The sequence below is a fragment of the Streptomyces sp. NPDC018045 genome, assembly GCF_044327445.1.
Classification (GTDB): domain Bacteria; phylum Actinomycetota; class Actinomycetes; order Streptomycetales; family Streptomycetaceae; genus Streptomyces.
Map to the genome: position 1 here is coordinate 140,233 of NZ_JBIRFL010000001.1, position 13,595 is coordinate 153,827.

The 13,595-nt window shown below is 72.5% G+C and carries 4 protein-coding genes; 2 read left to right on the plus strand and 2 right to left on the minus strand.

Features of this window, described 5'->3' with window-relative positions:
• Nucleotides 1–21: 21 nt before the first annotated feature.
• Together ACH4EB_RS00560 and ACH4EB_RS00565 are read right to left on the minus strand one after the other, a co-directional pair.
• Nucleotides 22–2,841, minus strand: coding sequence for a right-handed parallel beta-helix repeat-containing protein (locus tag ACH4EB_RS00560; RefSeq protein ID WP_398345039.1), 2,820 nt, complete (start codon nucleotides 2,839–2,841; stop codon nucleotides 22–24).
• Entirely contained in the window at nucleotides 2,838–11,930 is a 9,093-nt protein-coding gene (locus tag ACH4EB_RS00565) for a putative T7SS-secreted protein (RefSeq protein ID WP_398345040.1), read from the minus strand. The genes ACH4EB_RS00560 and ACH4EB_RS00565 overlap by 4 nt, the downstream gene beginning before the upstream one ends.
• Nucleotides 11,931–12,163: 233 nt before the next feature.
• On the opposite strand from ACH4EB_RS00565, the gene ACH4EB_RS00570 reads away from it, so the two are divergent.
• The gene (locus ACH4EB_RS00570) at nucleotides 12,164–13,174 is read left to right on the plus strand and encodes a hypothetical protein (protein WP_398345041.1); all 1,011 of its coding nucleotides are present in this window, start codon (nucleotides 12,164–12,166) and stop codon (nucleotides 13,172–13,174) included.
• A 78-nt stretch (nucleotides 13,175–13,252) separates the two neighbouring features.
• Nucleotides 13,253–13,561 (plus strand): hypothetical protein, encoded by a 309-nt coding sequence (locus ACH4EB_RS00575; protein WP_398345042.1) that lies wholly within the window; start codon nucleotides 13,253–13,255, stop codon nucleotides 13,559–13,561.
• The last annotated feature ends 34 nt before the right edge of the window (nucleotides 13,562–13,595 follow it).

The window sequence follows — 13,595 nt, forward strand, 5'->3', positions numbered from 1 at the left end:
CCGGGCCCGGCGGGGCGCTGGTCAGGCCCGCTGGACGGGCCCGCCGGAACCGGACGGGTACGGCTGCGGCCCGGCGCCGCCTTGCGGCGCCGCCTGGGGCCCGTCCTGGGGCGGTACGGCCAGTTCCGGTACGTCCAGTTCGGACAGGGTCCGCAGGTCCGCCTCGGACGGCGCGTCGTTCTCCGCGACGCGGTACGCCTGCCGTTCGGTCATCGCCTGGAACGTCTGCCGGGCGGAGCGCCCGTTGCCGAACCGGCCGTCGCGCGGGACGTGGTCGAAGTAGCCGACGAGGGTGTCGCGGGCCGCGTCGGTCAGTTCGTACTGGTGGGCCGCCGCGTGCTGTTCCACGATCCGCACCAGGTCCTCGGTGCCGTAGTCCTCGAACAGCAGCGTGCGGTTGAAGCGGGAGGCGAGGCCGGGGTTGGAGTCGATGAAGTGCTCCATCTCCACCGGATACCCGGCGACGATGACGACGACCGCGTCGCGGTGGTCCTCCATCAGCTTCACGAGGGTGGCGATGGCCTCCTGCGCGAAGTCGTTGCCGCCCGAGGCGTGCGCGGGCGCCAGGGAGTACGCCTCGTCGATGAAGAGCACGCCGCCCATCGCCTCCATGAAGACCCGCTGGGTCTTCGGGCCGGTGTGGCCGACGTACTCGCCGACCAGCGCGGAGCGGTCGGCCTCGACGAGGTGGCCGCGCTCCAGCAGGCCGACGGCGGCCAGGATGCGCCCGTAGAGCCGGGCCACCGTGGTCTTTCCGGTGCCGGGGTTGCCCGCGAAGACCAGGTGGCGGCTGAGCGGCGGCGCGGCCAGCCCGGCCGCCTCCCGGCGCTGGACCATGCGCATCAGCTTGACGAGCGAGGCGACGTCCTGCTTGACGCGCTCCAGGCCGATCAGTTCGTGCAGTTCGCCGAGCAGGTCGTCGAGGTCGGCCTCGGTGGGCGGGACCGTCGTCGTGGTGCCGTCGCCGGACGGCGCGCCGGCGGACTGCGTGGCGGTGGCGACGGCCGCGGCCTTGGCCGTGACCGGCGCGAAGGGCGCGGGCCACCGCGCGTCCGCGACGCGCCAGGAGACGCAGTCGCGTACGTCCGGCTCGGCGCCGTCCTCGGCGCTCAGGTCGGCCTCGGCGTCCTGGACGCGGATCCGGCTCAGGACGGGGGCGGCCGCCTCGCCCAGGTGGACGGCGGGGAAGCCGGGCCCGGTGATCTCGCAGTCCTCGAAGGAGCCGGCGCCCTTGGCGTCGACGATCAGGCCGTTCTTGCCGGGGCGGACGATCCGTACGGACCGCACGTCGGGCGCGGCGCCCGCCGCCACCACCATGCCGGACCCGGCCGCTTCGGTGATCTCCACGTCCTCGGCCCGTACGGTGGCGCCGCCCTGGAAGACCAGTCCGGCGGTGCCGGCGCGCAGGATCCGGCCGCCGGCCAGTTCGGCGTCGCCGCCGCCGAAGGTCAGTCCGGCGCGTTCGGCGTCGGTGACCGTGCAGCCGGTCAGCCGCACGGTGCCGCCGGAGGCGGCGACGACGCCGTTGCGGCAGCGTACGACGGACAGTTCGGCGGCTTCGGCGGCGGCCGCGCCGGACAGGTCCAGGCCGGACATGCCGCAGTCGGCCAAGTGCACTTCGGTGAGGGTGAGGCGGCTGTCGGCGACGGCGTGCAGTCCGTGTTCGGGGGTGTTCCCGGCGCGCAGCCGGGTCAGCGTCAGCTCGGCGCCGCCGCCGGCGTGCACGGCGCTGAACCGGCAGTCCGTCACCTCGCCGTCGGTGAGCAGGACGGTGGCGGAGCCGGTGGCCAGCAGGCCGTTGGCCGTGGAGCCGCGTACGGTCGTGCCGCGGGCCTCCAGCCGGGCCGTGCCGTGGGCGGTCAGGGCCGCGGCGGCGGTCCGGACGATCCGGGTGTCGGCCAGCCGTACGCGGGCCCGCTCCCCCGCGGTGGCGCCGGAGCCGGCGCCGTCGCGCAGCACGCAGCCGTCGAGCACGGCGTCGCCGGACCCGGCGACGTGCAGGGCGTCCGCGCCCGCGCCCGCCAGTTCGCAGCCGTACAGCAGCAGTCCGCCGCGGGCCTGTTCGGGCACGGGCGCGTCCGTCGCCTCGTAGGGGTCGCCGTCCCGCGGCACCGGCGAGGAGTCCAGCACCCGTACGGCCTCGCCGCCGCAGTCCCGTATCCGGCAGTCGACGAGCAGGGCCGCCGACCGGTCCTCGAACAGCAGCCCGCTGCGGCCCACGCCGTCGATCAGACAGTCGCGCAGCACGATGTGCGCGTCCTCGCGGACGCGCACTCCGGAGCCGGTGGCGCCCTTGATGCGGGTGCCGGTCAGCTCCAGCCGGGAGTCGCCGCCCACCACCACACCGGTGCCCTGGGCGCCTTCGAGGACGCAGTCCGTGAGCCGGACCGCGCCGGTGGTACGGATCAGCGCCCCGGCCAGGGCCGCGCCGGTCAGGCGGGCACCGGTCATGGTGAGCGCGGCCTCGCGCAGCACCTCCAGGCGTCCGCGGTCGGTGCCGCCGCCGTGCCAGTGCGTGACACCGCCGGACAGCAGAACGGCGGGCCGGTCCGCGGCGCCGCCCCGTACGGTCAGCCCGTGCAGCGTCAGCCGCGCGCCGGCCAGGACTTCGAGTACGGGGGCGTCGCCGCCGGGGGTGGCCAGGGTGACGCCGCCGTCCGCGGCCCGCAGGGTCACGTCCTGGTCGACGCGGAGCGACTCCTCGTACGTCCCGGCGGCGACGCGGACCTCGTCGCCGGGCGCGGCGGCATGCAGCGCGGCGGCCAGGGTGGCGTGGGCACCGGGGCGGCCCGGGGCCACGTGGTGTACGGCGGCGCCCGCGCCGGCCCGGTCGGTGGTCATTGGACGTCTCCCATGAGCGTGTCCTCGTCGCCGGGCGGGTCGGCCCGGCCGTTGCCCTTGCGCGGGCGCTTGTGGTCGTCGTCGCCGCTGACCGACCCGTCGGGGCTGCTGCGCCCGCGCTTGCCGCCGGCGTCCGGGGCCGGGCCGGTGTCGACCACGCTCCAGTGGCCGCCGTCCGGATGGTGCACCGTATCGGTACTGGTCGTCCAGACGATCTCCACCGGGGGCGGCAGCCGCTTGATCCTCTTCGGGAGGTTGTCGGGCCTGACGGTGGTCATGCTGCCGTCGGCGAAGGTGATGTGCAGTTCGCGGCCGAGGGCGTTGGTGTAGCGCTGGAGGGCGAGGTTCTCGGCCGCGGTCCTGGCGGCCCGGCTGCCGGAGCCGTTCAGGCCGTCGGGAAGGAAGTCCTCGCGGCGCAGCCGTCCGGTGGCCACGGCGATGGACAGTTCCTGGGGCGTCATACCGATGTCGCCGTGGTCCCTGAGCACGCCCTTGATCATGTTTTCGATCGCGGTCTTGGAGGCGGTACCGCCGCGTCCCAACTGGCCCCGTACCCCGCGCAGGATCTCCTCCGGGGTCGGCAGGCCCAGGTGGCCGGGTGCGGTCTCGAAGGCGTGGAGCACCGAGGTCGGCGACGTCCGGCGCGACGTGTGCACGATGGCGTAGTCGAGCAGGTCCAGGAACCGCGAAGCGTCCTCGTTGTGGGCGTAGCCGTGGGTGACGAACCGCAGGTCCTCCTGCCGGATGCCGGCCCGTATCGCCGGTTCGCCGGGCAGCGGGGCGGAGACGTTGCGCCCCAGCGGGTTGGCGTCCGTGCCCATGGTGTCGCTCAGCCGCGCGGCGATGTCGCGGGGGCCCTCCTGATCCGGGCTATCGACCGGCCGGAACGGGTTGTCGCGGTCCGCCGCCGTCGGGGGCAGCTTGAAGCGGTCGTCGCGGACGTCCGCCAGCTCCAGCCCGCGCTTGACGTCCTTGTTCTCGACCAGCCGTTCCACCTGTGCCAGTCCGGCGTGGTCCTGGAGCAGTTTCCCGCTCTTGCCGTAGAGCCCGGCCATGACCCGGGACAGGTCGGTCGGGATGGCCGCCTTCTCGTACTCGGCGACGAAGGCCGTACCGCGGTCGGGCAGGGCGTGATTGCCGGCCGCGATGACCCGCTGGGCGCCGCGGTCGGTGATGCCGTCGTCCATCCGCTTGAGCCAGTCGTCCTGGCTCTCGCCCGGCAGCCGGGGGAAGTCGGCCTCGGTGAGCCGCGGCAGGGTGGTGTCCAGCTCCCAGGCGTTGAAGTTGTTCAGCGCGCGGCTCATCTGGTGGAACTCGGCGCCCCGCGGGCCGAACCGCAGCGGCGTCCAGTTGCCGACCGGCACGGAGTCCACCAGCGTCGCCGAGGCGTCCACGAACAGGTTGGGCTCGGGCGCGTACGGCAGCAGCGGGTGGCCGGCGGTGATGCCGACCCGGGCGCGCATGTCCGCGCGGACCCGGGCGGCGAAGATCTCCCGGTGCTCCGGCGTGACCCGCAGTTCGCCCGGCAGGCGCGGCGTCTCCACCGCCTTGGCCTTGCCCTTCCCCTTGCCCTTGGACCCGCCCGGGCCGGCGGCGGACGACGGTCCGGCGTCGTCCGCGGGCAGCTTGTTCACCGCGGTCTGCGCCTTGGGCGCCGCCTTCGCCTCCTCCTCGGCCAGATGCGCGTCGGTCTTGACCAGGAGCGGGTCGGGCAGGCCGCCGCCCGGCGGGTCGGGCACCCGGTAGCCGCCGGTCATCATCAGCGGGCGCAGCGGCGGGGCGGCCGACGGCTCCCCCGCCCGTTCGACACCACGCATCTCGAACTTCTTCTCGAAGTAGTCGAAGATGTGCCGGCCGCTGGGCACCGTGTGCGGGAAGTTGTCGAAATCCATGAAGGCGATGTACGGATGGGTACGGCCGCCCTCGGCGCCGCCGTCCATCATGGCGTGGATCATCGACCTGCTGGCCGGGCTGGTCATGACGGTGTTGCGGACGGTGCCGTAGGGGAACTTTCTGCCGGGCCAGCCGACACCGACGACGGCGAGCGGGAAGTCGGCGTGCACGTCGTCCAGGACCCGGTTCACCGCGGCGTTGACGCGGCCGATCTCCCCCGCCGGACCGTTGACGCCGACGACCACGCCGAACCGCCCGTCGAAGCTGTCCGGCATGTTGGTGCGGACCGCCCGCAGGAAGTCGCGGAGCTGGTCGGCGCCGAAGTCGTCGACCTTGACGACGGCGTTGACGACATAGGAGACCGGGCGTCGTTCGTCGAGGCTCTGCCGCAGGTTGGCCAGGTACTCCGCGTCGGACAGCGGCCGCTGGCTGTGTCCGTGGAGGTCCCGGAACGCGGAGTTGACCCGGATGTCTCCGGTGGTGGTGCCACGGCTGAGGTCACGGTCCCACCGCAGCCCGGACAGGGTGTGGTTGCCGCCGGCCGTCTCGATGTCGTACGAGCCGCGCGGGGTGCCGGTGGGCCGGTGCGGCGCGCCGCCGAGCGGAGCGACGTACTTCCCGCGCCGCGCGCGGTCGATGGCGACCGCGGTGTTCGCGTCGTCGATCTGCTGCCGGATGGCGTCCGGGTCCATGCCCAGCTCGCCGAGCCGGTCCTCGGCCTCGGTGAACCGGGCGCGCTTGACGTCCAGGTCGTCCAACGCGCCGCGGGCCGTGGCGGACGGCTTGGACGGGCCGGGCTGTCCGCCCTCGGGCGGGAGCTCGTCCACCTTGCGCTCGGCCCATGCCAGGTCGATCGACGCGCGTTCGTACCGCTCCCAGGCGGCGAGCCGCAGTCCGGCCTGCGGCCCGCCGGTACCGCCGGTGATGATGTCGTGCCGGTTCGCGGACCGCTCGCCGATCCCGGAACCGGGTTCGGAACCGAGCCGTACGGGCGGCGGCGCCGTGTCGCCCGCCTCCCAGTGCCCGGGGCGCGGGCCGCCGTGGTCCGGGACCCAGGTCAGGTACAGCGGCGGGCCCGGCCTGCGGGCGTCGACGCCGACCGTGTGGGTGGAGCCGTCCGCGCCCCGGATCTCCAAGGGCCGGTTGAACGCCTGGGCGTAGCGCTCCAGCATGATGTGCTCGACCGGCCCGAGGTGCGACACGTCCGGGCTCAGGCGTCCGGTGACCAGGCCGACGGTCAGCGCGCGGCCGTCGATGCCCCGTGTGTAGGCGTCGTTGATCAGGTCCTCGACGCCGCCCTTGCCCATCTGCCGCTGCATCTGCGTCAGCAGCGCCTGGGCGTCCGGGATCGCGCCGGGCGTGATCCTGGGTCCCTTCGGGCCGTACCCGCCCGCGGGCGGTTCCGGGAGGGCACGCAGCAGCGAGTCGTGCGGCAGACCGCCCTGGGGCAGCACCTCGGCGATCACATAGTTCTGCAGCCGCTTGTACGCCGCCTCCTCGGTGGCGGTGGCCACCGCATGGCTGACGAACCGCTTCTCCGCCGGCACGATGCCCACCACGAGCCCGTCCGCGCGGCCCGGTACGCGGATGGAGATGTGCAGGCCGAGGGTGTTGCCGTCGCCGCCCAGTCCGGCGCCCAGCCGGTTGAGGGTGGCCCGGGGGTGTTCGTTGAACCCGGGCCGCCGGCCGTCGATGCCGATGGGCTTCAGCGGGTCGTCCCGGAACCCCTGCTCCGGCGTCTTCCCCTTCAGCAGGTCGTCGCGGATCTTCTTGATGTTCGTGTCGTCCTTGGCCCGCGACATGTTCGGGTCCAGGTCGAAATTGTCCCGGGCGAAGACGTGCTCCACCACGTTCTTCGGGGTCAGGTGCTCCTGCGGCATGTTGCCGACGCCGCCGGCCTTGCCGTGCTTGTAGTAGCCGGACATGAGGCGGGAGAGGTCGGTGGGGACGGCGCCGCCGACGAAGTCGGCCACGAACGCGGTGCCGCGGTCGGGCAGCGCGGAGTTGGCGGCGGCGATGTCCCGCGCGACCGCGTTGCCCGGGACGTCCGGCAGGGTCTGGTCCAGTTCCCAGGCGTTGAAGTGGTTCAGCCGCTCCCGCAGCCCCTTGTACTCACCCGTGCCGCCGCCGAACCGCACCGGCCGCCAGACGTCCCCGGCCAGCTTCACGTCGTCCACCATGGTGATGGCGGCGTCCACGAAGAGGTTCGGCTCGGGCCCGTACGGCAGCAGCCCGTGGAAGCCGGCCATCAACGCGCGGATGCGCATGTCGGAGTCGACGACGGACGCGAACTTGTCCACGTCCTGCTGGGTGAAGACCATGCCGTCGGGGGTGTCTCCGCGGGTCTTGGTCGCCTTGATCAGGTCCGCGACCGAGCGGTCCACCGCGACGCCGTCGACGGTCACCGTCTCGCCGGTCTTCCCCGGCACCCGGTAACCGCCGGTCATGACCAGCGGGCGCAGCGGTGCGGTGTCGGGAACGTCCGGAACCACCACGGAGTCGTCGGCCGCCTTCGCCGCGGCTCCCGTGTCGTCGGGGAGCTTCTTGGCCCAGTCGTCCACGGCGCCGCCCGCGCCGAGGTTCAGCTCCCGGTCGAAGTGGTCGAAGACGTGCCGGCCGCTGGGGACGGTGTGCTCGTAGACGTCGAAGTCCATGAAGGCCCAGTACGGGTGGCTGGGGCCGCCCGCCCCGCCGCCGTGCATCATCGAGTGCGCCATCGACCGGGCCGCCGGGCTGGTCATGGTGGCGTTGCGGATGGTGCCGTAGGGGAACGTGTCGCCGTAGAAGGTGGTGGCCACCATCGCCAGCGGGTGGTCGAAGTGCACCGAGCCGAGGGCGTCGTCCATCGCGCGGTGGATGGCGGCGAGGTCCTCCAGCTTGCCGTTGACGCCGATCACCACGCCGAGGCGGCCGTCGTAGCCCTCCAGGCCGCGGGTGATCGAGTTGAGGAAGTCCTGGAGCCGGCCGCCCCCGATCTCGCCGTACGAGACGATCGTGTTGACCACGTAGGACAGCGGCCGGCCCTCTCCCGTGCTGGCCCGCATCCAGCTCAGGTAGTCCTCCGCCGCGAGCGGCTGGTGGCCCGCGTACGGCAGGTCGCGGAAGGACTGGTTGACCAGGGTGCGGCCCGCCCCGTACGTGCCCGGCTCGGGCCACAGGGCGTGCGGCGCCCGCGGGTCGGGGGACCAGTCGTGCGGCCCGAGCGGCAGCGGCTCGCCGGAGTGCGGGGCCGGCGCGCCGCCGAGCGGACCGACGTACTCGCCGCGCTGCGCACGGTCGACGGCGATCGCGTGGTTGGCGTCGTCGATCTGCTGCCGGATGGCGTTCGGGTCCATGTCCAGTTCGCCGAGGCGGGCCTCGGCATCGTGGAACTCGGCGCGCTTGACGTCCAGGTCGGCGAGCGCGTCGACGGCCGCCGCGGACGGCTGGGACGGGCCGGGCCGGTCCGCCGTGGGCGCCAGTGCGTCCGCCTTGCCCTGGGCACGGGCCAGGTCGGCCGAGGCCTGCTCGTACCGCTCCCAGGCACCGAGCCGCAGCTCGGCCTCCGGCCCGCTCGCGCCACCGGTGACGATCTCGTGCCGGGCCGCGGCCCGCTCGCCGATGCCGGAACCGGGGGTGTGGCCGAGCCGGTCCTGCGCCGGGGGCCGCGGGACGTGCGTCTCCGGGACGGGCCCGAAGTCCGCGGAGTCGGCGAAGTCGGCCTTGGCCTTGCCCTTGTCGATCGTCGGGACCGGCTCGAAGTCCGCCTCGCCCTTGCCCTTGTCCGTCGTCGGGACCGGCTCGAAGTCCGTGGAGCCCGCTGTGCCCTTGCCCTTGTCCACGGGCGGCACCGGCTCGGTGTCCGCGAGGTCCGCCGTGCCCTTGCCCTTGTCCACGGACGGGACCGCCTGCGTCTCCGGCCGCGGGTGCGGCCGCGGTCCGCCGCCGAGGCCGTGTTCGCCGAAGATGCCGCCGGTGAGGGCGTTGATCTGGGTGCGGGTGCGCGCGGCGTCGATGCCCAGCTCGTCCAGCTTGGCCTCCGCCTTGGCCACCTCGGCGCGCTGGACGCCCAGGTCGTCCAGGGCCTCGGCCAGCGCGGGCGAGGGCTCGCCGGCGGTCACGCCGGGCGGCGGCGCCAGCTCGTCCACCTTGCGCTCCGCCTTGCCGAGCTGCGACAGCGCGTTCTCGTACCCGGCCCACGCGTTGAGCTTGGCCCCGGCCTCCGGGCCGACCGAGCCGCCCAGGATCAGGTCGTTGCGGACGCGCAGGCGGTGGTTCATGGCCGCGGCGCCCGAGAAACCACCGAAGCGGCTGCCGGGGGGCGCGGTGACGGTGCCGGGTTCCTTCGCCCCGGGCGCGGGGGTGGGCGTCTCGGCCTTCGGCGCGGGTACGGGCGTCGGGGCGGGCGCGGTGTCGGTGGCCCTCACGGCGGCCGGTACGCCGGCGGCGGCCTCGTCCACCGCCTTCGCCGGGCCGCCCGGGTGGGCGATCAGGTCGAGGACGCTGTTGTCCGCGGGGCCGGTGGCGCCGCGGGCCCCCGCGCCGTCCAGGTCGGGGAGGGCGGACACGCCGGAGGGGCTGCCCGGGGTGGCGCTCCGGCCGGCGGCCGGGACCGGCTTGCGGTCGCCGCTGTCGAGCAGGCTCATCGCCAAGTCGTGTTCGTTGACGGCGGGTTGGGGCGTCACCTTGGCCGGGACACCGGTGCCGGTGGCCGCGGCCTTACCGGTTTCCGGGGTCTTCAGCCGCAGCGGGTCCTGCGCCCCGGCCGCCACCGGTACGTCGACGGGGCCCTTGGCGAGGTTACGGGGCGGGGGTACGGCGCCCACGAGGGCGGACAGGTCGCCCGGCGCGCCCACCCCCGTCGGCCGAATCGTTTCCGCGACGCCGTGCGCGCCCGGTACCTGCGTGGCGCCGCCGGGCACGTGCTGCGTACCCACCAGGTTCTGCGTACCCGGAAGATTCTGCGGGCCCGTCAGGTTCTGCGTACCCGGCGTGTCCACCCGTGCGGGAGCCCCGGGCACCGTATGGGCCAGGTCGTCCGCGGTGAACGTGCGCGGCGCCGCGTCGCCGATGCGGATGCTGACGCCGTCCCCGTGGAAGGCGGTCACCGCCACGTCGCCCGAGGCCAGTGCCTGTAGCTCGGGGAAGGTCATGTCCTCCAGCGCCTCGCCGTGCCCGATCGCGCCGCGGGCCATGGAGTGGCCGTCACCGATGCCGTGGACGAAGCCGCTGTCGAACGAGACCTCCGGGACGTGGACGTTGGTGGCCTCCGTCCCCACGTGCGCGGCCGGGGACGCCACGTGGGTGTCCTTGAGCAGGTCGATGGCGGTGTCGGCGGACAGCAGCAGGTTGTTGTCCATCCGCACGTGTCCGGCCGCGAAGTCGGTCCGCTGGATGAGCTGCGTGGCGCCGGAGCCGTGCACGTCCGGGACGCTCAGGCCGTTGTCGAGCGTGGTCATGCCCGGCATGCCGGGGGTGGTCACCAGCGCCGGCTGCTCGAACCGCACGCCGGTGTGCGTGAAGGAGCCGCTGGGCACGGTGATGCCCTGCGGCATGTGCACACCGGTGTGCGGCACGTTCACGCCGGCGTGCGTGACGGTGCCCAGCCCCTTCGGCGTCAGGCCCCCCGGGGTGCCGGGGAGGGTGAGGTTCAGGCCGCCGTGGCCGAACGAGCCGAGACCGTTGGGGACCAGGTTGCCGACACCGTTGGGAATCAGGTTGCCGACACCGTTGACGGGGAACGTCCCCGGCCCGGCCGGCCGGAACGCTCCCAGCCCGTCCAGGGTGAAGCCGCCGATCCCGTTGGGCATGGCGGCACCCGGGAACCTGGTGAGCCCGCCCGGTGAGACGGTGGGCAGGTGTACCGGCGGGAAGGAAACGCCGGTGAAGCCGCCGGGCACGAAGTGCAGACTCGACAGGTCCACGAAGCTGCCCGGCACGACGTGCGTGCCGATCCCGCCGACGGGCCGGAACGGCACCATCGCGCCGCGTACGTCGAAGGTGCCGATGGGGACGCCGTTGCGCAGCGCCGCGTCCGTACGTCCCGCGTTGGCCAGCAACTGGTGCAGGTCCGGCTGCTTGATGCCCAGCACCCGTTCGGCGAAGGCGAGCCGCGCGGCGCCACCGAAGCCCAGCACGCCCATCTCGGTGAAGTCCAGCGGCACGACGGTGGCCACGCCCGCCCGGCCGAGCCGCTCGAAGTTGACCTTCGCGTACGCGCCGATCTTGCCCCAGTCGCCGCTGACGCCCTTGGTGACGTCCGCCCAGTCCTTGGAGACGGTCTTGACCAACGACTCCCAGCCGCCCTTGCCGAGGTTTCCCAGTCCCTTCACGCCGTTGACGACGTTGAAGGCGGGGAGCGCGTGGATGCCGAGCACGATCGGCGCCACCACGAACTTCGGCACGCCGTGCAGCGAGGAGAAGTGGCCGATCTCCTTGATGATGTTCTTCCCGGCGCCGGCGATGCCCTCGACGCCGCCCTTGAGGACGCTGCCCAGGCCCTTGATGATGGAGCCGACCGGCAGCGCCTTGGTGGTGGGGAAGAGCACGCCGAGGAAGGCGAGTCCGAGTTCCAGGCCGCCGGCCTTGCCCTGGCTGAAGTCGACGATGGTCTTGATCAGCAGGACCGCGTTCATGCCCCAGGCGAGGACCGCGAGGACGCCGCCGGTGAAGATGGCGATGACCGACAGGACGATGGTCAGCCACTGGAAGACTTCCCAGAACAGGTCGCAGTCGCTGACCGGCTGGACCATCAGCGATCCGGCCGACGTCAGCGCCTTGTCCAGGGCGCTCGCCGCGCTGCTGAGCGTGGTCTTCGCCTCGTCGGCCCGGTCCTTGTGGGTCTGGCGTTGCGGATCGTCCTCGTCCAGTCCCTGGGCGGCGGTCAGTGCGGCGTCGGCGTCGGACTGCGCGTCGGTGACGGCGGTGGCGTACTTGCGCAGCGCCGCCTCGGCCTGGTGGAAGGACTCCTCGACGTGGCCGACGAAGTTGTGCAGGTGGTCGTCGACCATGTCGCGCAGTTGGTCGGCGGTCTTGCCGATGAAGCGCTGTCCGTCGCCGGCGGTCTGCTGGAGCGCTTTGAGGCCGTTGTTGATGGTGCCCGCGTGGGTGGCGAGGTCGCGCATCGCGTCGGCGATGGTGGTGATGGCGGAGGCGTCCCCCGGGGTCGGGTCGCCGTCGAGGCCGAGGGCCCCCCAGTCACCGGGACGCGTAGCCAAGCCTCTTCCCTTCGCGCAACAGACCGTTCACTCGTGTCACGGCCGGCGCGCTCCGCGCACCCGGCTCATGGGACACCACACCTACGTTCACGTATCAGCGGCACGATCGGTTCATCGTGTGAACGACATCACTTCGCGCCGCTTCCGCGGTCCGGGGATGAACCGATCCGCTTCCGGTTGCGTTTGACCATGCGAGACGTAAGTGATCTCCGAACCGCGCGAGGGGTGTGACCGTGTCCGACATAGCCGTTGACTACGAGCTGCTCAACGATGTCGCGCAGAAGTCCGGCAAGCTGAAGGACGAGGTCAAGCAGGCCCGCGAGAGCAAGCAGGAGTACTCGGTCGACGAGGTCGGCTCACGGGTGGCCGTCGCGGCGATCCGCAAGTACTACTCGACGTGGAAAGGCTCCTTCAAGCGCTCCGAGGAGAAGCTGGAAAAGCTGAAGAACCTCTACGCCGGCGTGGCGCAGAAGTGGGCCGACTGGGACTTCGACCTGGCCAACAAGGCGGCCAAGCAGAGCGCCCAGATCTCCTCCGACCTGTGGAAGGCCCGCGACAAGGAGTGGAACGCCTGGCACGAGGCGGTCGAGAAGGCCAAGAAGGAGCACCCGGACCTCGACCCGAAGCTGCTGCCGAAGGAGCCCGAGAAGCCCGGTGAGCGTCCCCACGAGTGGACCACCGACGACGGGCACGGCAACAAGACCACCACGACGTACGAGTACGGGCCCGACGGCAAGCCGACGAAGGTCACCACGACCATGGAGACCAAGACCGGCCTGAAGGCGACCGACACCACGAACTACCACGCCGACGGCACCTACGACTCCGAATCGACGGACGTCTTCGGCAGCGTCACCAAGACCACCGGCACCTCGACGATGACCGAGACGCCGGAGCACAAGACCACCACGGACGACTTCACCAGCAAGACGAAGGACACCGAGGGCAGCGAGAGCACCACGACCGGTACCACCACCTCGGTCACCGACCAGAAGACCGGTCACCGCGACACCAAGACCACCTACAAGACCGTCGGTCCCGACGAGGACGGCAACGAGCAGACGGTGAACGGCACGACCCACTCCTCCGTCGACCTCAACGGCCACGAGGTGACCACCACCATCGAGGTCAACGAGGACGGCAGCGGCACCAAGACCGTGGTGACCGACGGCAAGACGGAGGAGTGGACGAGCGACGACGCCGAGGGCGACACCGGCTGGAAGCCGAAGAAGTCCGACGACTGACGGCCCCGCGCCCCGGACCCCGTCCGGAATCTCCACCCATTCCCCACCCATCCCACACCGATCCAGGGAGTCAGCACCATGCCCGCAGGCAACATCAACCTCGACTACAACGAGATCCAGCGCGTCTCCGGCGTGATGAACCAGGCCGTCAACGACATCAACCCGCTGCTGCTGAGCACCAAGTCCACCGTCGAGGGCCTGCTGGACAACGGCATGTTCATGCAGCAGAGCAGCCCGGCGCTGAAGGAGTCGTACAACAACCTCACCGCGTCGCTGCAGAAGGCCGTGGAGAGCATCAACTCCTTCGCCAACCAGTTCAACCAGATCAAGAACAACATCGAGAAGATCGACGCGGACATCGCGGCCGGCACCAAGAAGGCCGGCTGACCGGCCGCGCGACGCGACGGTGCCCCGCCGCCGG